Here is a 25,878-nt window from a genome sequence, read left to right as displayed (position 1 = left end):
TCATTGGTTAAGCTACTAAGAGCACACGGAGGATGCCTAGGCGCTAGGAGCCGATGAAGGACGTGGCGAACAACGAAATGCCTCGGGGAGCCGTAAGCAGGCGTCGATCCGGGGATGTCCGAATGGGGGAACCCGCACGTGGTAATGCGCGTGTACTCATCACTGAATACATAGGTGATGTAGAGGCATACCCAGGGAACTGAAACATCTAAGTACCTGGAGGAAAAGAAAACAATAGTGATTCCGTCAGTAGCGGCGAGCGAACGCGGATTAGCCCAAACCAAGGAGCTTGCTCCTTGGGGTTGTGGGACGTCAACATGGGAAAAGTTCGTTAGGTGAAGCGGTCTGGAAAGGCTCGCCATAGCAGGTAACAGCCCTGTAGCTCAAAACGAACGTATCCCTAGACGGATCCCGAGTAGTGCGGGGCACGTGAAACCCCGTATGAATCCGGCAGGACCATCTGCCAAGGCTAAATACTCCCTAGCGACCGATAGCGAAGCAGTACCGTGAGGGAAAGGTGAAAAGAACCGCGGGAGCGGAGTGAAATAGAACCTGAAACCGTGTGCTTACAAGAAGTCAGAGCCCGTTAATGGGTGATGGCGTGCCTTTTGTAGAATGAACCGGCGAGTTACGTTCACGTGCAAGGTTAAGCTGAAGAGGCGGAGCCGCAGCGAAAGCGAGTCTGAATAGGGCGAATGAGTACGTGGTCGTAGACCCGAAACCGTGTGATCTACCCCTGTCCAGGGTGAAGGTGCGGTAACACGCACTGGAGGCCCGAACCCACGAATGTTGAAAAATTCGGGGATGAGGTGGGGGTAGCGGAGAAATTCCAATCGAACTCGGAGATAGCTGGTTCTCCCCGAAATAGCTTTAGGGCTAGCCTCGGAATGAGAGTAGTGGAGGTAAAGCACTGATTGGGTGCGGGGCCCGCCAAGGGTTACCAAGTCCAGTCAAACTCTGAATGCCACATACTTCTGTCCGGGAGTCAGACAGTGAGTGCTAAGATCCATTGTCAAGAGGGAAACAGCCCAGACCATCAGCTAAGGTCCCCAAGTGTGTGTTAAGTGGGAAAGGATGTGGAGTTGCAAAGACAACCAGGATGTTGGCTTAGAAGCAGCCACCATTTAAAGAGTGCGTAATAGCTCACTGGTCGAGTGACTCTGCGCCGAAAATGTAACGGGGCTAAACACGCCACCGAAGCTATGGCTACAGCAGCAATGTTGTTGGGTAGGGGAGCGTTGTGTATAGGTTGAAGGTCGATCGTAAGGACGGCTGGACAGTACACAAGTGAGAATGCCGGTATGAGTAACGAAAAGACAAGTGAGAATCTTGTCCGCCGAAAGCCTAAGGGTTCCTGAGGAAGGCTCGTCCGCTCAGGGTAAGTCGGGACCTAAGGCGAGGCCGAAAGGCGTAGTCGAAGGACAACAGGTTGATATTCCTGTACCACCGTAGCCGTTTGAACGACGGGGTGACGCAGAAGGGCAAGGACGCAGACGGATGGAAGTGTCTGTCCAAGCAGTGAGGCTGATGTGTAGGCAAATCCGCACATCGTGAAGGCTGGGCTGTGATGGGGAGGGAAATTTCGAAAGTACCGAAGGTCTTGTACTCATGCTGCCAAGAAAAGCCTCTAGTGAGGCGAAGGTGCCCGTACCGCAAACCGACACAGGTAGGCGAGCAGAGCATGCTAAGGCGCGCGGAAGAACTCTCGTTAAGGAACTCGGCAAAATGACCCCGTAACTTCGGGAGAAGGGGTGCCTCGGTAGGGTGAATAGCCCGAGGGGGCCGCAGTGAAAAGGCCCAAGCGACTGTTTAGCAAAAACACAGGTCTGTGCGAAGCCGCAAGGCGAAGTATACGGGCTGACGCCTGCCCGGTGCTGGAAGGTTAAGGGGAGCGGTTAGGGGTAACCCGAAGCTGTGAACCGAAGCCCCAGTAAACGGCGGCCGTAACTATAACGGTCCTAAGGTAGCGAAATTCCTTGTCAGGTAAATTCTGACCCGCACGAATGGCGTAACGACTTGGGCGCTGTCTCAACGAGAGATCCGGTGAAATTTTAATACCTGTGAAGATGCAGGTTACCCGCGACAAGACGGAAAGACCCCATGGAGCTTTACTGCAGCTTGATATTGGACTTGGGTACGATCTGTACAGGATAGGTGGGAGCCTTTGAAGCATGAGCGCCAGCTTGTGTGGAGGCGACGTTGGGATACCACCCTGATCGTATCTAGGTTCTAACCTACTCCCGTGATCCGGGAGAGGGACCGTGTCAGGCGGGCAGTTTGACTGGGGCGGTCGCCTCCTAAAGCGTAACGGAGGCGCCCCAAGGTTCCCTCAGAATGGTTGGAAATCATTCGAAGAGTGCAAAGGCATAAGGGAGCTTGACTGCGAGACAGACAAGTCGAGCAGGGACGAAAGTCGGGCTTAGTGATCCGGTGGTACCGAATGGAAGGGCCATCGCTCAACGGATAAAAGCTACCCTGGGGATAACAGGCTTATCTCCCCCAAGAGTCCACATCGACGGGGAGGTTTGGCACCTCGATGTCGGCTCATCGCATCCTGGGGCTGAAGTAGGTCCCAAGGGTTGGGCTGTTCGCCCATTAAAGCGGTACGCGAGCTGGGTTCAGAACGTCGTGAGACAGTTCGGTCCCTATCTGTCGCGGGCGCAGGAAATTTGAGAGGAGCTGTCCTTAGTACGAGAGGACCGGGATGGACGTACCGCTGGTGTACCAGTTGTTCCGCCAGGAGCATCGCTGGGTAGCCAAGTACGGACGGGATAAGCGCTGAAAGCATCTAAGCGTGAAGCCCCCCTCAAGATGAGATTTCCCAGTATGTAAGACCCCTTGAAGACGACGAGGTAGATAGGTTCGAGGTGGAAGTGCAGCAATGCATGCAGCTGACGAATACTAATCGGTCGAGGGCTTATCCAACATCTTTACATCGACAGGTGTAAGGACTACGAAGGAACAAGGATGAATGCAGAACTTCGCATCTAGTTTTCAGGGAGTAAACCCCCTGTATATGGGCAACATGTTTGGTGACGATGGCGGAGGGGAACCACGCGTACCCATCCCGAACACGACCGTTAAGCCCTCCAGCGCCGATTGTACTTGATCCGCAGGGATCTGGGAGAGTAGGACGTTGCCAAGCAGCTCGCAGCACCTTCACTGGTTATCCAGTGAAGGTGCTGCTTTTTTTGTTGCGAAGAAAGCCGGTGAAGAGTGTTCAAGAGTCGTTTACAGACGCTCTCAGTTACGGGGTAGGCCATTTGAAGGTGGGCAAGGATGCCGTATAAGGAAATAAGGAAACGTCAACAATAAATACCGGTACCCTCTTGGCAAACGGGAAAAAAGTGTTATAATAAAGTTAAAGTCAAAGAAAGTCAAAGTCAACTTACTTCTTAGGAGGATAGTGAATGCGCAATGTTTCGGAGATTATCGAACATTACTTGAAGCAAACGTTACTGCAAAGTCCGAATGGCGTCATTGAAATCCAAAGAAATGATTTGGCCGAACGCTTTCAATGCGTCCCTTCGCAAATTAATTATGTGATCAGCACACGCTTTACGATCGAGAAAGGCTACCTTGTAGAGAGCAAGCGCGGAGGCGGCGGTTACGTTCGCATTCAGAAAGTCGAGCTCAGCTCCCAAGGAACCATTTTGGATCATATTTCGCGTACAGTCGGCAATCACATAGATCAGACGACTGCAGAAGGGTTGATTTATCAGCTGCTGGAAGGCGGATTCATCACAAACCGGGAAGCCAATTTGTTTAATGCGGCAATCTCAAGAGAGGTTCTCGTTTTTAAATTGCCATTCCGGGACGAAATTCGCGCCACGATTTTGAAAGCGATGCTGATTGCTCTGCTTAGCCGCTAACACCGCATACGTTAAGCGTCATGAGGAAGGATATTGAGAGGTACTCATGAGTAAGACGGCGAGGCAAGCTGTGCAATCATCGGCTTTATCAGATAGGAGGCTGATCGTATGAATTGTCAGGAATGCGGGAAGAAGCCGGCGACGCTTCATTTTACGAAGATCGTCAATGGCGAGAAAACCGAATTCCATATTTGCGAATCATGCGCGCGCGAGAAGGGCGAGCTGATTCCTGGAACGGCGGGCGGCTTTTCGATTCATAACCTGCTTTCGGGGCTGCTTGAATTCGGTCCTACAACCGGGTCAATCGGAGCTAAAATGCAGACGCTGCGCTGCGAGCAATGCGGGCTAACCTATACCCAGTTCAGCAAACTCGGGCGTTTTGGCTGCAGTTCTTGCTATCGGCATTTCGGGGATCGGCTGGATCCGCTGTTTAAACGCGTACACGGCAATACGGTTCACGTTGGAAAAGTACCCAAACGTACCGGTGGCCTCATAAAATATAAAAGGGAGCTCGAGCAGCTGAAGCGTGAGCTCTCCGAGCACATCGAGCGGGAGGAGTTCGAGAACGCGGCGGGCGTTCGAGACCAAATTCGCGATCTAGAGAAGAAGCTGGCAGGCTTGTAAAGGAGGCGATCGAGATGGCGCTGGAGCGCTTTGTCAACGAGGCATCAAGTGACTGGATGAGAAGCGGAGGGCCGGATGGCGATATCGTTATCAGCAGCCGGGTTCGGATCGCTCGCAATTTGCAAAGCTATCCGTTTCCGATGTTAGCGACGAACCAACAGTCCCAGGAAGTGCTCGATCAAGCGGAATGCGTAGCAAATAGCAAAGATTTGCAAGCGATTGACGATTTTACGTTCATTCCTCTTTCGGATGTGAACGAAGTCGAGAAGAAGGTGCTCGTCGAGAAGCATTTGATCAGCCCAGCGCTCGCTAACGAATCCCGGAACGGCGCCGTGATGCTGAGCGGGAACGAATCGATTAGCATTATGATCAACGAAGAAGATCATTTGCGTATTCAATGCCTGCGTGCCGGATTTCAAATCCAGGAAGCGTGGGAGTTCGCGAATCAGATCGATGACGTGTTTGAAACCCAGTGGGGATATGCGTTCGACGAAAACCGCGGTTATTTAACTAGCTGTCCGACGAATGTCGGAACGGGGATACGGGCATCGGTCATGATTCATTTGCCTGCTTTGGTCGTTACCCAGCAAATTAATCGCATTTTATCGGCCGTCACCCAGGTGGGGCTTGCCGTGAGAGGTCTTTACGGAGAAGGCAGCGAAGCGATCGGCAATTTGTTTCAAATTTCGAATCAGATTACGCTGGGTCAGTCTGAAGAAGAAATTATCGAAAACCTGCACAGCGTCGTAAGGCAAATCATCGAGCACGAACGCGCGGCTCGGAGCAAGCTTCTGTCGGAATCCGGGCAACGGCTTGCGGACAGAGTTTACCGTTCCTACGGCATTTTAACCCATGCCATGATTATGGACTCCAAGGAGGCGGCACAGCGGCTATCGGACGTTAGACTCGGGCTCGATCTCGGCATACTGAAGAATGGATCGGCTCAAGCCTTAAACGAGCTGCTGGTCATGACGCAGCCAGGTTTTTTACAGCAATATGCAGGAAAAAAGCTTACGCCTGAAGAAAGAGATATTCGAAGAGCCGAATTGATTCGTCGGCAGCTTGCCAGACAGAGCTCCTAGACGTTCTCATGAAGAGGCAGGCTGGCTTATTAACCCACGTATAACGTAAACGGAGGTGCGAAGCATGATGTTTGGCAGATTTACGGAAAGAGCGCAGAAAGTGTTGGCCCTTGCCCAAGAAGAAGCGGTACGACTCGGCCATAATAATATCGGAACCGAGCACATTTTGCTTGGCTTGATCCGGGAAGGCGAAGGCATTGCCGCCAAGGCGCTTATTGCGCTGGGACTGGGCCTCGAGAAAATTCAAGACGAAGTAGAAGCGCTCATTGGTCGCGGCCAGGAGCAGCCGACGAATATCGCTTATACGCCTAGAGCTAAGAAAGTCATCGAGCTCTCGATGGATGAAGCGCGCAAGCTTGGACATACGTACGTAGGCACGGAGCATATTTTACTCGGTCTCATTCGCGAAGGCGAAGGGGTTGCCGCCCGCGTGCTGAACAATCTGGGCGTATCCCTTAATAAAGCACGCCAGCAAGTGCTGCAGCTGCTAGGCAGCAGCGAAGCCGTATCGACTAACCATGGTACGTCTACGAATGCCAGCACGCCGACGCTGGACGGTTTGGCAAGAGACTTGACGGCTTATGCCCGAGAAGGCAATCTGGATCCGGTTATCGGCCGCAGCAAGGAAATCGAGCGTGTCATTCAAGTGCTAAGCCGCCGTACCAAGAACAATCCGGTGCTGATCGGCGAGCCGGGCGTCGGGAAAACGGCAATTGCCGAAGGCCTGGCGCAGCGCATCGTCAACAACGAAATACCCGAAACGCTGCGCGATAAACGGGTTATGACTTTGGATATGGGCTCTGTCGTTGCCGGTACCAAATACCGCGGCGAATTCGAGGACCGTCTGAAAAAAATTATGGACGAAATTCGTCAAGCAGGGAACATCATTCTGTTTATCGATGAACTGCATACGCTGATCGGTGCAGGCGGCGCAGAAGGCGCGATTGATGCGTCGAACATTCTGAAGCCATCTCTGGCGCGCGGTGAGCTGCAGTGCATCGGAGCGACTACGCTTGACGAGTATCGCAAATATATCGAGAAAGATGCCGCTCTGGAGCGCCGGTTCCAACCGATCACCGTAGATCAGCCGACACCGGAGGAAGCGATCCAAATTTTGCACGGATTGCGTGACCGTTATGAGGCGCATCACCGCGTAAAAATTACCGATGAAGCGATTGTGCAGGCGGTAAAATTGTCCGATCGTTATATTACGGACAGGTTCCTGCCGGATAAAGCGATCGACCTGATTGACGAGGCGGGCTCGAAAGTAAGGCTTCACTCGTACACCGTACCACCGAATTTGAAGCAGCTCGAAAGTAAGCTGGAGGATGTCCGTAAGGAGAAGGACGCCGCCGTGCAGAGCCAAGAGTTTGAGAAAGCCGCTTCCTTGCGCGACACCGAGCAGAAGCTGCGGGAAGAGCTGGATCTTACGAAGAACGAATGGAAAGAGAAGCAAGGCCGCACCGATTCTCAAGTGACGCCGGAGGATATTGCGCAGGTCGTCGCGAGCTGGACCGGTATCCCGGTAAGCAAGCTGGCGGAGGAAGAAACCGAACGTCTGCTCAAAATGGAGTCGATCCTGCACGACCGCGTTATCGGTCAGGAAGAGGCTGTCAAAGCGGTTAGCCGGGCGATCCGCCGCGCAAGGGCTGGACTCAAAGATCCGAAGCGGCCGATGGGTTCGTTCATTTTCCTCGGACCTACAGGCGTCGGAAAAACGGAGCTGGCGCGCGCTCTAGCCGAATCGATGTTCGGCGACGAGAATGCCGTTATCCGTATCGACATGTCGGAGTATATGGAAAAGCACTCGACTTCCCGTTTGGTCGGGGCGCCTCCAGGCTACGTCGGCTATGAAGAAGGCGGGCAATTGACGGAGAAAGTGCGCCGCAAGCCATACTCGGTCGTATTGCTCGACGAGATCGAGAAGGCGCATCCGGAGGTGTTCAACATCCTACTGCAGGTGCTCGAGGACGGCAGATTGACCGATTCCAAAGGCCGGACCGTCGACTTCCGCAATACGCTGATCATCATGACGTCGAACGTCGGCGCGGATATGATCAAGAAGAATGCGACGCTAGGCTTTACGGCCGGCAACGACACCGCTAAGGATTACAACAATATGAAAGACCGCGTCATGGGCGAGCTGAAAAAGAGCTTCCGTCCGGAGTTCCTCAACCGGATCGACGAGATTATCGTGTTCCACTCGCTGGACGAGAAGCATATCGCCGAGATCGTTACGCTCATGGCGGAAGAGCTTCGCAAGCGGCTTAAAGAGCATGAAGTCGACTTCCTGTTGACCGATAGCGCCAAAGCATTCCTTGCGAAGGAAGGCTTCGACCCGACCTACGGCGCGCGTCCTCTGCGCAGAGCGATCCAGAAGCATATCGAGGATCGTTTGTCCGAGGAGCTGCTGAAGGGGAATATCGAGAAGGGCGATCATCTGACGATCGATGAGCGCGAAGGCGAACTGGTCGTTTTGCGAAATGAACCTGCCGTAACGCAGCCCTAAAAATACAAGTAAGGAAAGCATTTTGCGGAATCGTATCGATTCCGCAAAATGCTTTTTCATTTGATAGAATGATTCTGAGATGAAGCTCGCAAAAATAGGAAATGAAAGGGGTTTTCACCCCTTGTGCAAAATGGTACAATTTTGAGTGACATATCGGAACGGACCGATGGTGACCAAGACAGGGGATTGCAATGGCTAAACCAAAAACGAAATTCAGCTGCCAGGAGTGCGGCTTCGAATCGCCGAAATGGTTGGGCAAATGCCCCAGCTGCCAGGCGTGGAATAGTATGGTCGAAGAAGTGGAAACCGTAGTAAAGACGCAAGGCTTCCAATCTTCGCATCTTCGAACGCAAGAAAAGGCGACTTCGATCATAGATATAGAAAGTGCGCGCGAACCGCGCATATTGACGAACAACCAAGAGTTGAACCGGGTGCTCGGTGGCGGAATCGTGCCGGGTTCTCTTATCCTCGTAGGCGGCGATCCGGGAATCGGGAAATCGACGCTTCTGCTGCAGACATCGTTTGCTTTAACGGAAAAGCAGCTGAAGGTGCTTTACATATCCGGGGAGGAATCATCCCGGCAGATCAAGCTTCGGGCGGACCGATTGGAAGTTACGTCCGAACAATTGTTCGTGCTATGCGAAACGAATGTGGAGCTCATTATGGAGTCGATCGAGCAGCTAAAGCCGGACTTCGTCGTCATCGATTCGATTCAGACGGTATATCATCCGGCAATCGCATCGGCACCGGGCAGCGTTTCGCAGGTTCGGGAATGCACGTCCCATTTTATGCGTATAGCTAAGATGAAGGGTATCGCTACGGTACTAGTCGGACATGTTACGAAAGAAGGGGCGATCGCAGGTCCGCGGCTGCTTGAGCATATGGTGGACTGCGTGCTTTATTTTGAAGGAGAGCGGCATCATTCGTACCGGCTCCTGCGGGCGGTGAAAAACCGTTTCGGTTCGACCAACGAAATCGGCATTTTTGAAATGCTCGAATCGGGATTGGTGGAAGTGAATAACCCTTCGGAGTTATTCCTCTCGGAACGGCCCATCGGGGTGTCGGGTTCAACCGTTGTCGCCAGCATGGAAGGGACGCGGCCGGTACTCGTGGAACTGCAAGCGCTTGTTTCGCCTACGAATTTTCCGACGCCAAGAAGAATGTCGACCGGTGTCGATCACAACCGGCTATCCCTTATTATTGCGGTGCTTGAGAAGCGGATGGGCATGTTTTTGCAAAATCAGGATGCGTTTCTGAATGTGGCGGGCGGCGTGAAGCTGGACGAACCGGCAGTCGACTTGGCGATTGCGGTCAGCATTGCGTCGAGCTTTCGCGATAAACCGACCGAGCCTTATGACGTCGTGTTCGGCGAGATCGGCCTGACCGGGGAAGTGCGCGGGGTGTCCCGCGTAGATCAGCGTGTGAAAGAAGCGCAGAAGCTTGGCTTCAAAAGAGTCATTTTGCCGGCTAAAAGCTTAAAGGGCTGGACGCAGCCCGAAGGCATCGAAATCGTTGGCGTGAATACGGTGACGGAAGCGCTCGCGCAGGCGCTGCGCTAACTTGAAGATAAAGGGGGGTCAATGATGGAAAAAAAAGAAGATGTCATGAGCCTGCTCCTGCAAATGGTAGCGCCTGGCACCATGTTCAGGGACGGTCTGGAAAACGTGCTGCGCGCCAAGACGGGCGGTCTAATTGTAGTCGGCTATAGTCCGGAAGTGATGGAAATCGTCGATGGCGGCTTCTCGATCAATTGCGATTTTTCGCCGAACTATTTGTACGAGCTAGCCAAAATGGACGGAGCGATCATCCTCAGCGAGGATTTGAGGCGGATCCTGTACGCCAATACGCAGCTGATTCCCGATTCGTCGATCTCCTCGATCGAAACCGGTATTCGTCACCGGACGGCGGAACGCGTAGCGAAGCAAACGGGGAAGCTGGTCGTATCCATTTCCCAGCGGCGCAACGTCATTACGCTTTATCAAGGCAATCTGCGTTACGCGCTTAAGGATATAGGCGTTATTCTGACCAAAGCCAATCAGGCGATACAAACGCTCGAAAAATATAAATCGGTTCTCGATCAAACGCTGACGAATCTGGGAGCATCGGAGTTTGAGGAGCTTGTGACGCTTCACGATGTGACGAACGCGCTGCAGCGCATCGGCATGGTACTGAAAATACGTGCGGAGATCCGGAAATATATTAATGAACTCGGTACGGAAGGCCGTTTGATCAGCATGCAGCTTGATGAACTTGTGGCTGGAACGGAACAGGAAGAATTGTTCCTCATCAAAGACTACTGCAAAGACCTGATCGATGAAAAGGTGAAGGAAATTCGCGCGGGACTCCGGAAGCTCGGTCCGGAAGAAGTGCTTGATCATCACCATATCGCCCGCCTGCTTGGGTTCATGCATTCGAACGCGGTGCTCGAGGAGCCCGTATCGCCGCGCGGCTTCCGTATGCTTAGCAAGATTCCTCGTCTCCCGTCCATCATTATTGCCAATTTGGTGGAGCGCTTCGAGTGTCTTCCCCATGTGATGATGGCGACTATCGAGGAATTGGACGAAGTGGACGGGATCGGAGAAGTGCGCGCCCGTACGATTAAGGAAGGGCTGAAGCGCATTCAGGACCAGGTCCTGATTGACAGACATATCTAAATTGCATACAATCATGTGGTTAGGGTAAAGTTAACACTGAGGTGGACGACGAATGTTGAAGAAGTCTGTTCCCAACATATTTACAGTAGCCAATCTGTTTATGGGGATCATTGCCATCATACTTGTTTTTAACGACACACCGGCGTTTGATGGTATAGATAATGCAAACCTTGCAGCCATCATGGTCATCGTGGCCATGTTGATGGACGGAATTGACGGGCGTGTAGCCCGTGCGCTTAATGTGACAAGCGAGTTCGGCAAGGAACTCGATTCGTTATCGGACGTGATCTCCTTTGGAGTAGCGCCGGCGTTTATTATGTATGTCGTGGCGTTTAGCGATCTCAATCCGGCAACGGCTTGGATTACGACGGCGATTTTTCCGATTTGCGGCGCTTTGCGGCTGGCTCGGTTCAACGTCGTTCAAAGTACGCCCGGATATTTCATCGGCCTGCCGATCCCTGCAGCAGGCGGTATCCTATGTACGCTGGCTTTGTTCCATCAAGAGCTTAACTCGTATTTCTTGGTTGCGAGCACTTTGTTTCTGTCCTATTTAATGGTCAGCAAGGTGAAATATCCAAGCTTCAAGAAGGTGGCGCTTCCCAAAATCGCCGTATGGATATTGATGCTCATCGTGGTTGCGGCGGTCGTCGTCGTGATCATGTACCCGCATTACTTGACGCGGATGGTGTTCGTACCGCTTGTCATTTATGCGTTGTGGGGGACGTTCCAAGGCTTGAAACGGAAACGGTAATGCGGCGGTTCGCCCGTTACGGCCATAGCTCGAAAATAAAAAGCATTTATTTTCCCTTAATCGGAGAAAATAAATGCTTTTTTTTTGTTTGTATGCAGAGCGGCTATGACAGGTTGAATAAGCCCAGTGTAGAGCATTTTTTGGATTCGCTTTCGACGATCTGCTCCAGGTTGACGTCAAGCAAGTTACATAGAGAAGCCATGTAAAACAAATTTTTACCCAGCTCGCTGCCGACGACTTCGCGGCAATGTTCGCACAAACCGCCTTCTACATGGGTTTCGAGCTGCTGTTTGGCTTCCTCAAGCGACATATCCGGCGTGTATTCCTGCTTGGCAGCATGAACGGCAATACAGCCGCATTCCGTAATCGCTTTGGTTACGGCCCGATTCGCAGCCGCATTAGACTGCTGAAACTTGGACAGCACATCCAGCAAACTGCGGTGACGGAGCAACAGGTCGGATACTTGCTCTTGGAATTGATGTAACGTCATCGTGCTCAATCCATTCACCTCATATCGTCGATTCGATTTTCTAAACGTTTTCGCAGAAAACGACAACGGAAGCATGCATCTGCTTTCTACAGCAGGAGGATTCGGAAGCAATCCCCTCTAGAACCATTATATAGGAGTAAGCTTGGCAATTCAATTTCAGTCCGTTTAGCTTGGAACGATTTGGTTCATACTGATAACGATTCGTATTCTATCAATCACATTCAGGGGGTGACGCAAATGACCAAAAGATGGCTGCAATTACTCGCGGCAGTTGTAGGCGGCATTATGGGGTATCATTCGCTGGAATCAATCGGGGAACCGTTCGTTCAGTGGGTAACATCGATCTTTGGCATAAGCGAAGTACAAGTCCAACCATATTGGATGATGGGGGTTGGCATGCTTGTTTTTTATGCGGCGGCGGTTTGGATCGGCGAATATGGGATGAGGCTGGTCCGCAAAGGAGAAGAGTCGGTAGCGCGCGTGCCGTTTGCCGAATTGGTTTTAGGCTTGCTCGGCTTGATCGTAGGACTCCTCATTTCGGTGCTGCTTTTTCCTTCGCTTGAGAAAATTGCTGCGGGCGGCTCGATGATTCCGGTACTCGTAACGTTTGCGCTAGGGATTCTAGGGTTTCGCTTCGGATATACGAAAAAGGATGAGATTACGGCATTCATATCCTTGATTCGAGTCGGCAAGGAGCAGGAAACCGGTAAGAAAAGGCCGGAGGAACACAAAATATTGGATACGAGCGTCATAATCGACGGCCGGATCGCCGATATTTGCAAAACCGGATTTATCGAGGGGACGCTGGTCATTCCGGAGTTCGTGCTGGAGGAGCTGCAGCATATCGCCGATTCCTCCGATTTGCTGAAACGCAACCGCGGGCGCCGGGGACTCGACATTCTTAACAAAATTCAAAAAGAGCTGGAAGTCAAAGTGCTTATCTACGAAGGAGATTTCGAAGAGATTTCCGAGGTGGACAGCAAGCTGGTTCGGTTGGCCAAGGTGCTCGGCGGGAAAGTCATCACGAACGATTTCAATCTCAACAAGGTATGCGAGCTTCAAGGTGTGCCGGTGCTGAATATCAATGATTTGGCCAATGCCGTAAAGCCGGTCGTACTGCCCGGAGAGGAAATTTTCGTTCAGGTGATCAAGGACGGCAAGGAGTACGGTCAAGGCGTGGCGTATTTGGATGACGGAACGATGATCGTCGTCGAAGGCGGACGCGATTATATCGGATCGACGATGGAAGTCATGGTAACCAGCGTCCTGCAGACGTCGGCCGGGAGAATGATCTTCGCCAAGCCGAAACTGTTGGAAAAAGCGCAGTAAAACGTTTATGATAGGTAGGGAAGCTTGACCTAAACGTTTTACGGGAGAGTAGCGATGGGGAAACTTGGCGTCGTCGTCGTAGCGGCGGGTAAAGGCACGCGCATGCGTACGGCAGAAAGCAAGCAATACTTAGTCATCGAAGGCAAAACCATTCTAGCGCACACCCTGGAAACGTTCCAGCACCTGCCCGAAGTGGACGAGATCGTCATCGTTTCGGGGCAAGGGGAAGAAGAAAGGTGCTGGGACGATGTTCGGCGGCATGATATAACGAAAGTAAGCCGCGTAGTGAGCGGCGGCAAAGAGCGTCAGCATTCCGTCTACAACGGGTTGCTTGCGCTCTCGGCGGATGTCGATGATGTGCTCGTCCATGATGCGGTTCGTCCGTTCGTGGAGCCGGAGCACATTTTGGCATGCTGGCGCAAAGCCGGCGAAGCCGGGGCCGCCGTGCTGGCGGTGCCGGTGAAAGACACGATCAAAGTCGTGGGCGAAGCCGGCATCATCACGTCTACGCCGGACCGGCGCAGCTTGTGGGCGATTCAAACCCCGCAAGCTTTTCGTCTGTCTGCGCTTCTTCGGGCGCACCGGGAAGCGGAAGCGGCAGGCTTTATCGGGACTGACGATGCCATGCTGGTCGAACGAAGCGGCATGCAGGTGTCCGTAGTGGAGGGAAGCTACGACAATATCAAGATCACGACACCGGAGGATTTGCCGCTTGCGGAGTGGCTTTTGCATAAACGGAGAGGAGCTCGTTCCACATGATTCGGGTAGGACAAGGATTTGACGTTCATCAACTGGTAGAAGGCCGCAAATGCATCATCGGCGGCGTAGAGATTCCGTTTGAGAAAGGCCTGCTCGGCCATTCCGACGCGGATGTGCTGCTGCATACGATCAGCGACGCCGTGCTGGGCGCGCTGGCGCTCGGGGACATCGGCAAGCATTTTCCCGATACGGACCCGGCTTTTAAGGATGCCGACAGCCTCAAGCTGCTCGTGCACATATGGGGATTGATCAAGGAGAGGGGCTACCGGCTCGGGAACGTCGACGCGACGATTATTGCCCAGAAGCCGAAGATGGCGCCGCATATTCCGGCGATGGTCGAGATTATCGCCAAGGCGCTGGAGGCGGATGCCTCGCAGGTCAACGTCAAGGCCACAACCACGGAGTGGCTTGGCTTTACCGGCCGCGGGGAAGGTATAGCTGCTCAAGCGGTCGTTTGCCTTGTGAAAGCCGAATAGACATGCGCGGTCGGCCGACAGAAATGCGGTTATAGGAACGCGAAAAATGTGCTATGATGATAGGATAACCGAAATTCGGGAAGCAGAATCGACTTACAAATTAGGGGGGGACGACGGATGACGCAGGAAGTTCGCGTAAGATACGCTCCGAGTCCGACGGGGCATCTTCATATCGGCGGTGCAAGAACGGCGTTGTTTAACTATTTGTTCGCGCGGCATCATAACGGCAAATTTATTATCCGGATCGAAGATACGGACGTGAAGCGGAATGTGGAAGGCGGAGAAGACAATCAGCTGACCTATTTGCGCTGGCTAGGCATAGAGTGGGATGAAAGCGTGGATGTCGGCGGGGCATATGGGCCTTACCGGCAAATGGAGCGGCTCGATATTTACCGTACTTATTGGGAGAAGCTGATCGGCAGCGGATATGCCTACAAGTGCTACTGCACCGAGGAAGAGCTGGAGCAGGAGCGCGAGGAGCAAACCTCAAGAGGCGAAATGCCGCGTTATTCCGGCAAGCACCGGGATCTGACCGAGGAGCAGCGTCAAGCGTTCGAAGCGGAGGGACGCGTGCCGAGCATTCGTTTCCGCGTACCGGAAGGCCGTACGTACACGTTCGACGATATGGTAAGAGGCGAGATCTCGATCGAGTCCGAAGTAAGCGGAGATTTCGTAATCGTGAAAAAGGACGGTATTCCGACCTATAACTTCGCTGTCGTTATCGATGATCACCTGATGAAGATTACGCACATTTTGCGCGGGGAAGAACATATTTCCAATACGCCCCGTCAACTGATGATCTATGAAGCGCTCGGCATGGAACCGCCGAGGTTCGGTCATATGACGCTTATCGTGAACGAGCAGCGCAAGAAGCTGAGCAAACGCGACGAATCGATCATTCAATTCATCGAGCAATATGTTGAGCTTGGATTTTTGCCGGAAGCTTTGTTCAATTTCATCGCATTGCTCGGCTGGTCGCCTGAAGGAGAGAATGAGCTTTTCTCCAGGGAAGAGCTGATCGAGAAGTTCGACTTCAACCGATTGTCCAAAAGCCCGGCGTTTTTCGATACGAACAAGCTGAACTGGGTAAACAACCAATACATGAAAACCGTTGAGCTGCCGCGCTTGATCGAACTATGCGTGCCTTACTTGCAAAAAGCCGGCTTCCTCCCGCAAACGCTGGACGACAGCCAGCGCGAATGGGCGGCGTCGCTCGTGGCGCTTTATCAAGAGAAGCTGACGTACGGGTCGGAAATCGCCGGCATGGCCGAGCTGTTCTTCCGCGATGACGTCACCTTCGAAGGGGAAGCGAAGGAACTGCTCGCAGAGCCGCATGTGCCGGCAGTGCTGGGCGCATTCCTGCAGCAGGTGGAGCAGTCGGCGGACTTTGCTCCCGAGACGATCGGCGCGATGCTGAAGCAGGTGCAGAAGGATACGGGCTTCAAGGGCAAGCAGCTGTTCATGCCTACCCGCGTGGCGCTGACCGGACAAATGCACGGGCCCGACTTGAACAAAACGATTTCTCTGCTGGGCAAAGAAAAAGTAGCCGGTCGTCTGCGGAACTTATTGTCATAACGCCGGTGAAGTTATATACTGTGAATGAATAATCATTGCGTTGATCAGGAGAGTACAAGCAAGATCGGGATTCCAGAGAGGATATTCGGACGCTATCCGGCGCCCGGCTGAGAAATATCCATTCCGTCTGCTAGGAAATGCACCTGTGAGCAGCAAGGTCGAACGCCATCCGCACGAGCGGAAGCGTCGCATTCTGGCGGTAACGGCAGAGAGCGTGCAAGTAGACATTGCCGGGTAGCCCCGATATAGGCTATACGAGCAGCGGCCGTAATACCGGCTGCCAAGCAGAGTGGGACCGCGTGACATAAGCGCCTCTGCAGCATGACTTTCATGCTGCGGGGGCTTTTTATATTTTCCCGAAATGCGCTATAAAGAGAGATTGATGTTGGGGGATTCCGATCATTGGGAGGATGGTGAAGCGCCATGTTTCGCACTATGAAGTCCGACGTACGGGCGGTATTCGATAACGACCCGGCGGCGCGCAGTGTATTTGAGGTTGTCTTTACGTATTCCGGCTTGCACGCGATCTGGTTTCACCGGATCGCCCATTGGTTTTATCGGAGCAAGTGGTATACGATTGCCAGAATCATTTCGCAGACCAGCCGTTTTATTACCGGCATTGAAATCCACCCCGGCGCCAGAATCGGCAAACGTCTCTTCATCGACCATGGCATGGGGGTTGTCATCGGGGAAACGTGCGAAATCGGCGACGATGTCGTCATGTATCACGGCGTTACACTCGGCGGGACAGGGAAGGAAAAAGGGAAAAGGCACCCGACGGTAGGCAATAACGTGGTGATTTCCGCAGGCGCAAAAGTACTAGGTTCGTTTACGGTTGGCGATAATTCCCGTATAGGGGCCAATGCTATCGTCCTGAACGAAGTGCCGCCGAACAGCACGGTCGTTTGCCCCAAAGCGCGAGTCGTCAAAATGGACGGCGTTCGCGTCGATAAGCTCGATCACGCCAACGTTCCGGATCCGGTCGTGGATATCATGCGGCATATGCAGCAGCAGATCGACGAACTGAAAGAAGCTTGGATGCAAGAGAAAACGCTAGTGAACGGACTGAAAGCATCTCTCGAGCAGGAGCGGGACCGCTATGCCGCGCTGCAAGGGAAGCAAAAGCAGGAGCGGGCCGGCGGCTTGCAGCCCGCGTTAGATGAAGCCAAATAGATTCGAAGCGAGTCCAATTGGAGGGAATAAACCGTGTCATTGAAAGTGTATAACACGATTTCGCGCGCGAAAGAGGTATTCGTCCCCCTTACGCCGGGAAAAGTAAGCATGTATGTGTGCGGCCCTACCGTATATGATTATATTCATATCGGAAATGCGCGTCCGCTTATCTTCTTCGACGTCGTGCGCCGCTATTTGCAGGTGTCGGGCTACGAAGTCAAGTACGTCGTCAACTTCACGGATGTGGACGACAAGCTGATCCGCAAAGCGGAGCAGACGGGTAGCACGGTGCCCGAGGTGGCGGAAAGGTTCATTCAAGCCTTTTTTGACAATACGCATGCTCTTGGCATTAAGGACGCCATTCATCCCCGCGTGACGGAGAACATCGAGGAGATCGTGGCATTCGTGCAAGCCCTCGTGAACGAGGGTTTTGCCTACGAAAGCGGAGGGGACGTATACTTCCGTACCTCCAAGTTTCCGGATTACGGCAAAGTATCGCATCAGAATCTTGAGGAGCTGCAGTTCGGCATTCGCGTAGAGGTCGGCGATCTGAAAGAAAATCCGCAGGATTTCGTGCTTTGGAAAAGCGCCAAGCCCGGCGAAATTTTTTGGTCAAGTCCATGGGGAGACGGGCGTCCGGGCTGGCACATCGAGTGCTCGGCCATGGTTCGCAAGTATTTGGGCGAAACGATCGACATCCACGGCGGCGGCCAAGACTTGCAATTTCCGCATCATGAGTGCGAAGTGGCCCAAACCGAATCGCTTACGGGCAAGCCGATGGCGAACTACTGGATGCACAACGCCTACCTCAATATCAACAATGAAAAAATGTCCAAATCGCTTGCCAACGGGCTGACGGTCAAAGACATTTTGACGAGAACGACGCCGCAGGCGGTACGGTTTCTCATGCTGTCCACGCATTACCGCAATCCGCTTAATTTCAGCGACGATTCGATCAAGCAGGCGGAAAGCGGAATCGAACGTTTGGCGAACAGCGTAGCCAATGTCAAACACCGTCTGCAAAGCGCCGGGACGGACGGGGCGGACGCCGAATTGGCAAAAGCCGTAGCAGATATCGATGCTTATTTCCGGCAGAAGCTGGATGACGATTTCAACACGCCCGATGCGATTACGGCGATGTTCGAGCTGGCGGGCGAGGCCAACCGCTATTTGCAGCATCCGATCGTAACAAAGGCTTCGCTGGAGCTGGTCTTGGCGCAGTTTGAAGCGATCGACGGCGTACTGGGCATTTTGCCGAAGCAGGAAGAGGCGCTGCTGGACGAGGACGTCGAACGGTTGATCGCCGAGCGGAACGAAGCCCGCAAACAGAAAAATTGGGCCCGCGCGGACGAGATCCGCAACCTGCTTACGGAGCAGGGGATCTTGCTCGAAGATACGCCGCAAGGCTTGCGCTGGCGCAGAAAGTAGCGGGCGATGGAAATTAACGCTTTTTCGTTTCCGCCGTCCAAAACGCCGAATCTGCTTCATCCCTTAGTTCTCGCTTATATAGGCGATGCTGTCTATGAAGCATTCGTACGGGAATATGTCGTGTCGCTGCCGAATCATAGGCCGAACCACATGCATCGGCTGGCGACGCGATTCGTTTCGGCCGTAGGCCAAGCCAAATCGCTGGAGGCCCTGATGGACGGGCTGTCCCAGGAAGAGCTGGATGTGGTTCTGCGCGGCCGCAATGCGAAATCGGGCTCCGTCCCGAAGAATGCCGACGTGCTCGTTTACAGGCACAGTACCGCATTCGAATGTTTGATAGGATATCTCTATTACTCAAAACGATTTGAACGGCTGCAAGAATTGCTGCGCATCGCCGTGGACGTACATGCGGCGGATGCCGGAAAATAGATTTGCGTTTCCGCGTCATCGGCTTGCCATCAGGAGGATAAAGCTATGGAAGAAGAAATGATCGCCGGGAAGCATTCCGTACTGGAAGCGCTTCGGTCCGGCCGCACGATCAATAAAATATGGATCGCCGAAAATGCGCAAAAGCACAACTCACTGCCCGTTCTGGCGGAGGCCAAAGCAGCCGGCGTTATCGTGCAGACGGCGGACAAGCGCAAGCTCGACCAGATGGCTGAAGGCGTGCAGCACCAGGGCGTTGTCGCTCAAGTTGCCGCCTATGCGTATGCCGAGGTCGATGACTTGATCGCCCGGGCCAAGGCCAAAGGCGAACAGCCGTTTTTGCTGCTGCTCGATGAGATCGAGGATCCGCACAATTTGGGGTCGATATTGCGTACGGCCGAATGTACGGGCGTGCACGGCATTATCATTCCAAAACGCAGAGCCGTCGGGTTAACCGCTACCGTGTCCAAGACGTCGGCAGGAGCCGTCGAATACGTTCCGGTCGCTAGAGTAACGAACCTGGCCCAAACGATTGAAGACTTGAAGGAGCAAGGCGTCTGGATTGCGGGAGCGGACGTGGGTACCGAGCAGGAGCTGTACCGCAACGATTTTACCATTCCCATCGCCATCGTTATCGGCAATGAAGGCCGGGGAATCGGACGTTTGATCAAGCAAAAATGCGATTTCCTAGTCAAGCTGCCGATGTTCGGCCAATTGAACTCGCTCAACGCCTCGGTTGCCGCATCTGTCTTCATGTATGAAGTCGTTCGCCAGCGCCATGCGAAACGTTAACCTGTAACCGGATGGAAGAAGTTTTGATTGTGGACGGATACAACATCATCGGGGCTTGGCCGGACCTGCAGAGGATGAAGGATCTCGACCTGGAAGAAGCACGGGATAAGCTGATCGGACTGCTATCGGATTATCAGGCGTTCTCCGGGATGCGGGTAATCGTCGTGTTTGACGCCCATCAGGTGCCCGGTCTTGGCGGTAAATACACGCAGCACAAGCTTAAGGTTATGTATACGAAAGAAAAAGAGACGGCCGATGAGTTGATCGAGCGGCTCGTGAACGAGTGGATGGCCCGCCGAAGGCGTATTTACGTGGCGACCTCGGATATGACCGAGCAGAACGTCATCTTCGGAAAGGGCGCACTCCGCGTTCCGGCCAGAGAGCTTCTTGTGAAAGTAAACGAAAGCCGCAAGGAAGTGCGCCGGTCCATCGACAGCGGACGTCAGACCCGCAAAAACTCGGTCGACGATTATTTAAGCGAGGAAGCGAAGTCGATTCTCGAAAAATGGCGCAGGGGCAAGTGATTTTGGCAATTTCCAGCTAGTTGACTATAATCGAAATGCTCATGTATACTTAATTGTAAGTTTGTTGCAGATTTCCAAGTACGCCGTAAGCTCGGTGGCGAAGCGCTTTTTGGAGCGGTCGCCCTTAACGCCAATGCAGAGACCACGATGCCGTCAAGCGATCGGACTTCGATATCGGCGGTGCCTTCGGTAACAAACATTGCGTGTTCAAAAAGCGGAAGGATCAGCCCCCATTAGGCTGGGCGTTTTTTGAACCACACAAATAAGCGAAGGTCGACAGTTGTTAGCCTTATAGGCCGGGCCGGAGGGATTTTTTGTGAGTGTCAACCTCAAAGATCTGAGCATGCATGAGTTCGAGCACAAATCCGACGAAGACAATGTCGAGGCGGTCCGTCACGGCAGTGCGGAAGCACTGGAGTTTCTTATCAACAAATACAAAAATTTCGTAAGGGCGAAGGCTCGCTCTTATTTTTTAATCGGCGCCGACCGGGAAGATATCGTGCAGGAAGGCATGATCGGCTTATACAAGTCGATCCGCGATTTTCGCGGGGACAAGCTGGCTTCTTTTAAAGCGTTTGCGGAGCTGTGCATCACTCGTCAGATCATTACCGCGATCAAGACGGCTACCCGGCAGAAGCATATCCCGCTCAATTCCTACGTGTCGTTGGACAAGCCTATTTACGACGAGGATTCCGATCGTACGCTGCTGGACGTGATTTGCGGATCCCGTGTGTCCGATCCCGAAGAGCTGATTATCAACCAGGAAGAATTCAGCGGTTTGGAAGACAAGATGGGAGAGCTGCTCAGCGATCTGGAACGGCGCGTGCTGATGTTGTATTTGGACGGCAGATCCTATCAAGAGATTGCCGTAGATTTAGACCGTCATGTGAAATCGATCGACAATGCGCTTCAGCGCGTCAAGCGAAAGCTGGAACGTTATCTGGAAGTAAGAGATCTACAGTAAACAGCCGCCCTATTCCAGTGAAGCAGGGGGCTGTTTGCATTTACGGAAGTTTTGGCTGGAAAGGTTTGGGATGCGCGGCTGTTGGCGATACTAGTGGGAGGTTTCGCGGGACACCGGGTGATGTTGTCTTTCTTGACACGCATAGTTGATTATGATAAAGTAGTTCAGGTAGCCCTAAATTGTCGCGCCTTTCCCGGGACAATTAGGGTTCTTTAATCGAGGTTGTCTTGGGAGGTGTAAACATGCGGGTAATCATTACGCTGGCATGCACGGATTGCAAACAACGCAACTATGCGTCCAATAAGAACAAGCGGAACAACCCTGACCGCATGGAGAAGAAGAAGTATTGCAAGTTTTGCAATGGACAAACCCTTCATCGCGAAACACGGTAATAGCCGGAGGTGTAGCTGTGACGTTTCTGGGTAAAATGAAGCAAGGATTCGGCTCCACATTTTCATTCTTCGCCGACTGCTGGTCGGAATTGAAGAAAGTAAAGTGGCCCAGCCGCAAAGAACTGGTCAGTTACACGATCGTCGTCCTGGTCACGGTTATCTTTGTTACGATTTACTTCTCTGTCCTTGACCTGATTATCTCCTATCTCGTTCGGCTATTCACCGAATAAGCGGGAACGAAAGGTGAGAATATGGAAAAAAGATGGTATGTCGTGCATACCTATTCCGGGTATGAAAACAAGGTAAAAGCGAACTTGGAGAAGCGTGTTGAATCCATGAACATGCAGGACAAAATTTTTCGCGTGCTCGTTCCGATGGAAGAAGAGATCGTGGACAAGGACGGGAAAAAGAAAACCGTGATGCGTAAGGTGTATCCGGGATATGTTCTCGTAGAAATGGTGCAAACCGACGATTCGTGGTATGTGGTGCGCAATACACCAGGCGTTACCGGTTTTGTCGGATCCACTGGGTCCGGGTCAAAGCCGACTCCGCTACTGCCTGAAGAAGTCGAAGCGATTCTGAAGCATATGGGCATGGAAGAGCCTAAGCCGAAGATCGATTTCGAGCTGAAGGAAACCGTTCGTGTCAAAGTAGGTCCATTTGCTAATTTTGTCGGCTCTGTCGAAGAGATTATTGCGGACAAAAGCAAGCTTAAGGTGCATGTTAACATGTTTGGTAGGGAAACCCCGCTCGAGCTTGAATACACGCAAGTGGAAAAGCTGTAAGGCTGATCAAGCGGGAAGGGAAAGGTCCCGTCAACAGAGACTACACGCAAGGAGGTGTTACGCATGGCAAAAAAGGTCATTAAAATGGTCAAATTGCAAATCCCAGCAGGGAAAGCTAACCCAGCTCCTCCGGTAGGTCCGGCGCTCGGTCAAGCAGGCGTGAACATTATGGCATTCTGTAAAGAATTCAATGCGCGCACTGCTGATCAAGCTGGATTGATTATTCCGGTTGTAATTACGGTGTTCGAGGATCGTTCGTTCACATTCGAAACGAAAACGCCTCCGGCTGCCGTCTTGCTTCGTGTTGCTGCCGGTATCGAAAAAGGATCGGGCGAACCGAACAAGAAGAAAGTCGCTACGGTGAAACGCGATAAAGTTCGCGAAATCGCTGAGCAAAAAATGCCTGACCTCAATGCAGCATCCGTGGAAGCGGCTATGCTCATGATCGAAGGTACAGCACGCAGCATGGGTATCACAATCGCTGACTAATCCAAATGCAACTTCCCGAAATGACGTGTCATTTCTTTTGGATGTACGGCCTTATGGCCATATGTGGGAGGATTATCCGCTATCACCACAAAGGAGGAACTGCAAATGCCGAAACACGGTAAGAAATATGCCGAGGCTTTGAAGCAAGTTGACCAAACTTCGCTGTTTGAGCCTGCTGATGCGGTTGCACTCGTCAAAAAAGTAGCAACTGCTAAATTCGATGAAACCGTTGAAGTCGCTGTTCGTTTGGGCGTTGACCCTAAGAAACAAGACCAAGCGGTACGTGGCGTAGTTGTACTGCCTCACGGAACAGGTAAAACCAAACGCGTGCTCGTTTTCGCAAAAGGCGAAAAAGTGAAGGAAGCGGAAGCTGCCGGCGCGGACTATGTTGGCGATCAAGACCTGATCACCAAGATCCAACAAGGCTGGTTCGAGTTTGACGTTTGCGTAGCAACGCCAGACATGATGAGCGAAGTTGGTAAATTGGGTCGTATCCTGGGCGGTAAAGGCTTGATGCCGAACCCGAAAGCAGGTACCGTTACGTTTGACGTAGCGAAAGCGGTCCAAGAAATTAAAGCCGGTAAAATCGAGTACCGTCTCGATAAAGCCGGACAAATCTTGGCTCCAATCGGAAAAGTTTCGTTTGACGAGCAAAAGCTTGCTGAAAACCTGCGTGCTCTTGTTGAAGCGCTGGTTCGTGCTAAGCCTGCTGCAGCTAAAGGTGTATACCTGAAAAGTGCTGCTGTATCGTCGACGATGGGTCCGGGCGTGAAGCTGAGCCTGCAATCGTTTAGATAATCCGCCGTTCTTTGCCATTTGACTTTATGGGCAGAGACGTGTTACGCTAAGCGATGTTAAAAATGAATATGCTTGCCGTAGACAGTAGGTGCTCGCAAGAGCTTAATCTCCTACCGAGGTGTGTGATATAGATTCGTGAATAGAATCATCATGCCTTCGCTTTGTCTGCGAAGGCTTTTCTATTTGTCGCGAATGCGCCGAGGTGCAGCCTTTTCAGTCAGACGGAATTAGCAAGTGAGTTTGAAAATTCGCGTGAACTTGCGTTCGCGCCGGTTTAGGAGGTGTAACGATGGCAAATGCGAAGATTCTTGGAGAAAAATCGCAGCTCGTTTCCGAAGTGACAACGAAACTGCGTGAAAGCTCTTGTACGGTCGTAGCGGACTATCGTGGACTAACTGTTTCTCAAGTGACGGAATTGCGCAAACAACTTCGTCAAGCAGGTGTTGAGTTTCAAGTAGTTAAGAACACGTTGGTACGCCGTGCAACGGCGGAAGCCGAACTTACCGATCTCGATCAATATTTGACGGGCCCGACAGCGATTGCGTTCAGCAAAGACGATGCGGTAGCGCCGGCTAAAATCTTGTCCGATTTCGCGAAAAAGAACGACAAACTGTCCGTGAAAGCGGGCGTTGTCGAAGGCAAAGTCGTAGATCAAAGTCAAATCAAGGCACTGGCAGAACTTCCTTCCCGCGAAGGTCTCCTGTCCATGTTGCTCAGCGTGCTTCAAGCGCCTATGCGCAACTTCGCCCTTGCGGTTAAAGCCGTATCGGAAAAGCAAGAAGCGTAAACGTAACGAACGAACTTACGAAAATTTATTAATGATAATGGAGGTTTAACCATGAGCAGAGAGCAAATCATTGAAGCGATCAAAGGTATGACCGTACTTGAACTGAATGACCTGGTTAAAGCAATCGAGGAAGAATTCGGCGTAACAGCAGCAGCTCCGGTTGCAGTTGTTGGCGGCGGCGCAGCAGCAGCTGTTGAAGAAGAGCAAACGGAATTCGACGTAATCCTGATGAACGCAGGCGCATCGAAAATCAACGTTATCAAAGTCGTTCGCGAAATCACAGGTCTTGGCCTGAAAGAAGCAAAAGACTTGGTTGACGGCGCACCTAAACCAGTCAAAGAGAAAGTTTCCAAAGAAGATGCGGAAGCTATCAAAGCTAAACTTACTGAAGCAGGCGCTACAGTAGATGTGAAGTAATTGACGCAGCGTCGACCCCTTGAAGCTTTGCTTTCAGGGGGTCGTTTTGCATTTTTAGAATATAAGATTTAAAAACGTTTATATGTTCCGGGGCTCCCCGCAAAGTAATAGGAATATGCTTCGGAGGCTGGCTTCACTTTGTGGGGATATTTTTGGGAGGGAAGCGTTTTGAGTGAGCACTACTATTCCGCAAAGCCAACGGTCGGCCACGAGATTCATACATTCGAAGAGAAGTTGAGAGGACAAACGTTTATTTTCCAAACGGACGCCGGCGTATTTTCGAAGAAAGGCATCGATTTCGGAAGCAGGCTTCTGATTGAAACGATGGAAATCTCGAGCGGTCATCAAGTGCTGGATGTGGGATGCGGGTATGGACCGATCGGTCTTTGTGCGGCGGTGCTGGCGAAGCCGGGGATGGTGACGCTGCTCGACGTCAATGAACGGGCGCTCGGTTTGGCCAAGGAAAATGCGGGTCGTAACGGAATCGGCAATGTGACCGTTATGCAAAGCGATGCATTAGCCGGGGTGGCCGGACGCAAGTTCGATCGCATTTTGACCAATCCGCCCATACGGGCCGGCAAAGAAGTGGTTCACCGTATTTTCGAACAAGCGGCCGAAGCGTTGACGCCGGGAGGACAGCTATGGGTCGTCATCCAGAAGAAGCAAGGCGCGCCTTCCGCTTTTGCAAAGCTGGAGCAATTGTTTGACGGCCATGTGGCCGAGATGAGCAAAGAGAAAGGCTATCGCATTTTTCGAGCTGAAAAGTTGACTTGACATTTTGA

26 protein-coding genes, 2 rRNA genes and 1 other annotated feature are annotated in these 25,878 nt (G+C 52.4%); of the genes, 27 read left to right on the top strand and 1 reads right to left on the bottom strand.

Annotation, left to right across the window (positions count from 1 at the left end; all coding sequences use genetic code 11):
- Window positions 1-5: 5 nt before the first annotated feature.
- The 9 genes from ACKGJP_RS35725 to pssA all read left to right on the top strand — a co-directional run bounded on the left by ACKGJP_RS35725 (window position 6) and on the right by pssA (window position 11,492).
- Window positions 6-2,925: ribosomal RNA gene (locus ACKGJP_RS35725) — 23S ribosomal RNA — on the top strand.
- Window positions 2,926-3,028: 103 nt separating this feature from the next.
- Window positions 3,029-3,145: ribosomal RNA gene (rrf, locus tag ACKGJP_RS35720) — 5S ribosomal RNA — on the top strand.
- Window positions 3,146-3,410: 265 nt separating this feature from the next.
- The gene (locus ACKGJP_RS35715) at window positions 3,411-3,872 is read left to right on the top strand and encodes a CtsR family transcriptional regulator (protein ID WP_409343451.1); all 462 of its coding nucleotides are present in this window, start codon (window positions 3,411-3,413) and stop codon (window positions 3,870-3,872) included.
- 108 nt (window positions 3,873-3,980) lie between these two features.
- Window positions 3,981-4,496: a UvrB/UvrC motif-containing protein gene (locus ACKGJP_RS35710; RefSeq protein ID WP_409343450.1), complete on the top strand. Its 516-nt coding sequence runs from the start codon at window positions 3,981-3,983 to the stop codon at window positions 4,494-4,496.
- A 14-nt stretch (window positions 4,497-4,510) separates the two neighbouring features.
- On the top strand, window positions 4,511-5,578 hold the full coding sequence (locus tag ACKGJP_RS35705; protein WP_409343449.1) for a protein arginine kinase: 1,068 nt from the start codon (window positions 4,511-4,513) through the stop codon (window positions 5,576-5,578).
- Between the two features lie 64 nt (window positions 5,579-5,642).
- Window positions 5,643-8,087 carry an ATP-dependent protease ATP-binding subunit ClpC gene (clpC, locus tag ACKGJP_RS35700; protein WP_409343448.1) on the top strand — a complete coding sequence of 815 codons (2,445 nt, stop codon included), beginning with the start codon at window positions 5,643-5,645 and terminating at the stop codon, window positions 8,085-8,087.
- Between the two features lie 191 nt (window positions 8,088-8,278).
- Window positions 8,279-9,646, top strand: a complete 1,368-nt coding sequence (gene radA, locus ACKGJP_RS35695) for a DNA repair protein RadA (RefSeq protein ID WP_409343447.1) — start codon at window positions 8,279-8,281, stop codon at window positions 9,644-9,646.
- Between the two features lie 21 nt (window positions 9,647-9,667).
- Window positions 9,668-10,741 carry a DNA integrity scanning diadenylate cyclase DisA gene (disA, locus tag ACKGJP_RS35690; RefSeq protein ID WP_409343446.1) on the top strand — a complete coding sequence of 358 codons (1,074 nt, stop codon included), beginning with the start codon at window positions 9,668-9,670 and terminating at the stop codon, window positions 10,739-10,741.
- Between the two features lie 52 nt (window positions 10,742-10,793).
- The gene (gene pssA, locus ACKGJP_RS35685; protein ID WP_409343445.1) at window positions 10,794-11,492 is read left to right on the top strand and encodes a CDP-diacylglycerol--serine O-phosphatidyltransferase; all 699 of its coding nucleotides are present in this window, start codon (window positions 10,794-10,796) and stop codon (window positions 11,490-11,492) included.
- Window positions 11,493-11,595: 103 nt separating this feature from the next.
- Here the strand turns inward: pssA and ACKGJP_RS35680 are convergent, their stop codons facing one another.
- Window positions 11,596-11,991, bottom strand: coding sequence for a DUF1573 domain-containing protein (locus tag ACKGJP_RS35680; RefSeq protein ID WP_409343444.1), 396 nt, complete (start codon window positions 11,989-11,991; stop codon window positions 11,596-11,598).
- Window positions 11,992-12,219: 228 nt separating this feature from the next.
- Here ACKGJP_RS35680 and ACKGJP_RS35675 point away from each other — a divergent pair, with 228 nt between their 5' ends.
- The 18 genes from ACKGJP_RS35675 to ACKGJP_RS35590 all read left to right on the top strand — a co-directional run bounded on the left by ACKGJP_RS35675 (window position 12,220) and on the right by ACKGJP_RS35590 (window position 25,870).
- Complete coding sequence (locus tag ACKGJP_RS35675) at window positions 12,220-13,311, top strand: PIN/TRAM domain-containing protein (protein WP_409343443.1); 1,092 nt, start codon at window positions 12,220-12,222, stop codon at window positions 13,309-13,311.
- A 54-nt stretch (window positions 13,312-13,365) separates the two neighbouring features.
- Window positions 13,366-14,070, top strand: coding sequence for a 2-C-methyl-D-erythritol 4-phosphate cytidylyltransferase (gene ispD, locus ACKGJP_RS35670; RefSeq protein WP_409343442.1), 705 nt, complete (start codon window positions 13,366-13,368; stop codon window positions 14,068-14,070).
- The gene (gene ispF, locus ACKGJP_RS35665) at window positions 14,067-14,546 is read left to right on the top strand and encodes a 2-C-methyl-D-erythritol 2,4-cyclodiphosphate synthase (protein WP_409343441.1); all 480 of its coding nucleotides are present in this window, start codon (window positions 14,067-14,069) and stop codon (window positions 14,544-14,546) included. The genes ispD and ispF overlap by 4 nt, the downstream gene beginning before the upstream one ends.
- Before the next feature lie 117 nt (window positions 14,547-14,663).
- Window positions 14,664-16,121 carry a glutamate--tRNA ligase gene (gene gltX, locus ACKGJP_RS35660; protein ID WP_409343440.1) on the top strand — a complete coding sequence of 486 codons (1,458 nt, stop codon included), beginning with the start codon at window positions 14,664-14,666 and terminating at the stop codon, window positions 16,119-16,121.
- A 423-nt stretch (window positions 16,122-16,544) separates the two neighbouring features.
- Window positions 16,545-17,294 (top strand): serine O-acetyltransferase, encoded by a 750-nt coding sequence (cysE, locus tag ACKGJP_RS35655; RefSeq protein ID WP_409343439.1) that lies wholly within the window; start codon window positions 16,545-16,547, stop codon window positions 17,292-17,294.
- A 33-nt stretch (window positions 17,295-17,327) separates the two neighbouring features.
- A complete protein-coding gene (gene cysS, locus ACKGJP_RS35650) occupies window positions 17,328-18,722 on the top strand; it encodes a cysteine--tRNA ligase (RefSeq protein ID WP_409343438.1) in 1,395 nt (464 codons plus the stop codon).
- 6 nt (window positions 18,723-18,728) lie between these two features.
- Entirely contained in the window at window positions 18,729-19,151 is a 423-nt protein-coding gene (locus ACKGJP_RS35645) for a Mini-ribonuclease 3 (protein ID WP_409343437.1), read from the top strand.
- Between the two features lie 45 nt (window positions 19,152-19,196).
- Window positions 19,197-19,940, top strand: coding sequence for a 23S rRNA (guanosine(2251)-2'-O)-methyltransferase RlmB (rlmB, locus tag ACKGJP_RS35640; RefSeq protein ID WP_409343436.1), 744 nt, complete (start codon window positions 19,197-19,199; stop codon window positions 19,938-19,940).
- 11 nt (window positions 19,941-19,951) lie between these two features.
- Window positions 19,952-20,464 (top strand): NYN domain-containing protein, encoded by a 513-nt coding sequence (locus ACKGJP_RS35635; RefSeq protein WP_409343435.1) that lies wholly within the window; start codon window positions 19,952-19,954, stop codon window positions 20,462-20,464.
- A gap of 316 nt (window positions 20,465-20,780) precedes the next feature.
- Complete coding sequence (gene sigH, locus ACKGJP_RS35630) at window positions 20,781-21,428, top strand: RNA polymerase sporulation sigma factor SigH (protein ID WP_409343434.1); 648 nt, start codon at window positions 20,781-20,783, stop codon at window positions 21,426-21,428.
- Window positions 21,429-21,670: 242 nt separating this feature from the next.
- Window positions 21,671-21,820 (top strand): 50S ribosomal protein L33, encoded by a 150-nt coding sequence (gene rpmG, locus ACKGJP_RS35625; RefSeq protein ID WP_113036260.1) that lies wholly within the window; start codon window positions 21,671-21,673, stop codon window positions 21,818-21,820.
- 17 nt (window positions 21,821-21,837) lie between these two features.
- Window positions 21,838-22,050: a preprotein translocase subunit SecE gene (gene secE, locus ACKGJP_RS35620; RefSeq protein WP_409343433.1), complete on the top strand. Its 213-nt coding sequence runs from the start codon at window positions 21,838-21,840 to the stop codon at window positions 22,048-22,050.
- Window positions 22,051-22,071: 21 nt separating this feature from the next.
- Complete coding sequence (gene nusG, locus ACKGJP_RS35615; RefSeq protein ID WP_409343432.1) at window positions 22,072-22,605, top strand: transcription termination/antitermination protein NusG; 534 nt, start codon at window positions 22,072-22,074, stop codon at window positions 22,603-22,605.
- 63 nt (window positions 22,606-22,668) lie between these two features.
- Entirely contained in the window at window positions 22,669-23,094 is a 426-nt protein-coding gene (gene rplK / locus ACKGJP_RS35610; RefSeq protein WP_409343431.1) for a 50S ribosomal protein L11, read from the top strand.
- Between the two features lie 105 nt (window positions 23,095-23,199).
- Window positions 23,200-23,892: a 50S ribosomal protein L1 gene (rplA, locus tag ACKGJP_RS35605; RefSeq protein ID WP_409343430.1), complete on the top strand. Its 693-nt coding sequence runs from the start codon at window positions 23,200-23,202 to the stop codon at window positions 23,890-23,892.
- A 57-nt stretch (window positions 23,893-23,949) separates the two neighbouring features.
- Window positions 23,950-24,082: a sequence feature (ribosomal protein L10 leader region), on the top strand.
- Between the two features lie 99 nt (window positions 24,083-24,181).
- Entirely contained in the window at window positions 24,182-24,679 is a 498-nt protein-coding gene (gene rplJ / locus ACKGJP_RS35600; RefSeq protein WP_409343429.1) for a 50S ribosomal protein L10, read from the top strand.
- Window positions 24,680-24,730: 51 nt separating this feature from the next.
- Window positions 24,731-25,096: a 50S ribosomal protein L7/L12 gene (gene rplL / locus ACKGJP_RS35595; protein ID WP_409343428.1), complete on the top strand. Its 366-nt coding sequence runs from the start codon at window positions 24,731-24,733 to the stop codon at window positions 25,094-25,096.
- Window positions 25,097-25,264: 168 nt separating this feature from the next.
- Window positions 25,265-25,870 (top strand): class I SAM-dependent methyltransferase, encoded by a 606-nt coding sequence (locus ACKGJP_RS35590; RefSeq protein ID WP_409343427.1) that lies wholly within the window; start codon window positions 25,265-25,267, stop codon window positions 25,868-25,870.
- The last annotated feature ends 8 nt before the right edge of the window (window positions 25,871-25,878 follow it).

The organism is Paenibacillus litoralis, assembly GCF_046244365.1.
GTDB lineage: Bacteria > Bacillota > Bacilli > Paenibacillales > NBRC-103111 > Paenibacillus_V.
The sequence above is the reverse complement of the archived record's forward strand: the minus strand, read 5'-3'. Positions and strand labels throughout refer to the sequence as shown.

What these genes read in the sequence shown, in the direction of transcription:
- clpC (WP_409343448.1), top strand. Translation starts at nt 5,643, where the DNA reads ATGATGTTTGGCAGATTTACGGAAAGAGCGCAGAAAGTGTTGGCCCTT.
- gltX (WP_409343440.1), top strand. Translation starts at nt 14,664, where the DNA reads ATGACGCAGGAAGTTCGCGTAAGATACGCTCCGAGTCCGACGGGGCAT.
- rlmB (WP_409343436.1), top strand. Translation starts at nt 19,197, where the DNA reads ATGGAAGAAGAAATGATCGCCGGGAAGCATTCCGTACTGGAAGCGCTT.
- ispD (WP_409343442.1), top strand. Translation starts at nt 13,366, where the DNA reads ATGGGGAAACTTGGCGTCGTCGTCGTAGCGGCGGGTAAAGGCACGCGC.
- ACKGJP_RS35715 (WP_409343451.1), top strand. Translation starts at nt 3,411, where the DNA reads ATGCGCAATGTTTCGGAGATTATCGAACATTACTTGAAGCAAACGTTA.
- cysE (WP_409343439.1), top strand. Translation starts at nt 16,545, where the DNA reads ATGTTTCGCACTATGAAGTCCGACGTACGGGCGGTATTCGATAACGAC.
- ACKGJP_RS35705 (WP_409343449.1), top strand. Translation starts at nt 4,511, where the DNA reads ATGGCGCTGGAGCGCTTTGTCAACGAGGCATCAAGTGACTGGATGAGA.
- rpmG (WP_113036260.1), top strand. Translation starts at nt 21,671, where the DNA reads ATGCGGGTAATCATTACGCTGGCATGCACGGATTGCAAACAACGCAAC.
- ACKGJP_RS35645 (WP_409343437.1), top strand. Translation starts at nt 18,729, where the DNA reads ATGGAAATTAACGCTTTTTCGTTTCCGCCGTCCAAAACGCCGAATCTG.
- ispF (WP_409343441.1), top strand. Translation starts at nt 14,067, where the DNA reads ATGATTCGGGTAGGACAAGGATTTGACGTTCATCAACTGGTAGAAGGC.
- ACKGJP_RS35675 (WP_409343443.1), top strand. Translation starts at nt 12,220, where the DNA reads ATGACCAAAAGATGGCTGCAATTACTCGCGGCAGTTGTAGGCGGCATT.
- disA (WP_409343446.1), top strand. Translation starts at nt 9,668, where the DNA reads ATGATGGAAAAAAAAGAAGATGTCATGAGCCTGCTCCTGCAAATGGTA.
- ACKGJP_RS35635 (WP_409343435.1), top strand. Translation starts at nt 19,952, where the DNA reads ATGGAAGAAGTTTTGATTGTGGACGGATACAACATCATCGGGGCTTGG.
- rplA (WP_409343430.1), top strand. Translation starts at nt 23,200, where the DNA reads ATGCCGAAACACGGTAAGAAATATGCCGAGGCTTTGAAGCAAGTTGAC.
- rplK (WP_409343431.1), top strand. Translation starts at nt 22,669, where the DNA reads ATGGCAAAAAAGGTCATTAAAATGGTCAAATTGCAAATCCCAGCAGGG.
- ACKGJP_RS35710 (WP_409343450.1), top strand. Translation starts at nt 3,981, where the DNA reads ATGAATTGTCAGGAATGCGGGAAGAAGCCGGCGACGCTTCATTTTACG.
- radA (WP_409343447.1), top strand. Translation starts at nt 8,279, where the DNA reads ATGGCTAAACCAAAAACGAAATTCAGCTGCCAGGAGTGCGGCTTCGAA.
- rplL (WP_409343428.1), top strand. Translation starts at nt 24,731, where the DNA reads ATGAGCAGAGAGCAAATCATTGAAGCGATCAAAGGTATGACCGTACTT.
- nusG (WP_409343432.1), top strand. Translation starts at nt 22,072, where the DNA reads ATGGAAAAAAGATGGTATGTCGTGCATACCTATTCCGGGTATGAAAAC.
- pssA (WP_409343445.1), top strand. Translation starts at nt 10,794, where the DNA reads ATGTTGAAGAAGTCTGTTCCCAACATATTTACAGTAGCCAATCTGTTT.
- rplJ (WP_409343429.1), top strand. Translation starts at nt 24,182, where the DNA reads ATGGCAAATGCGAAGATTCTTGGAGAAAAATCGCAGCTCGTTTCCGAA.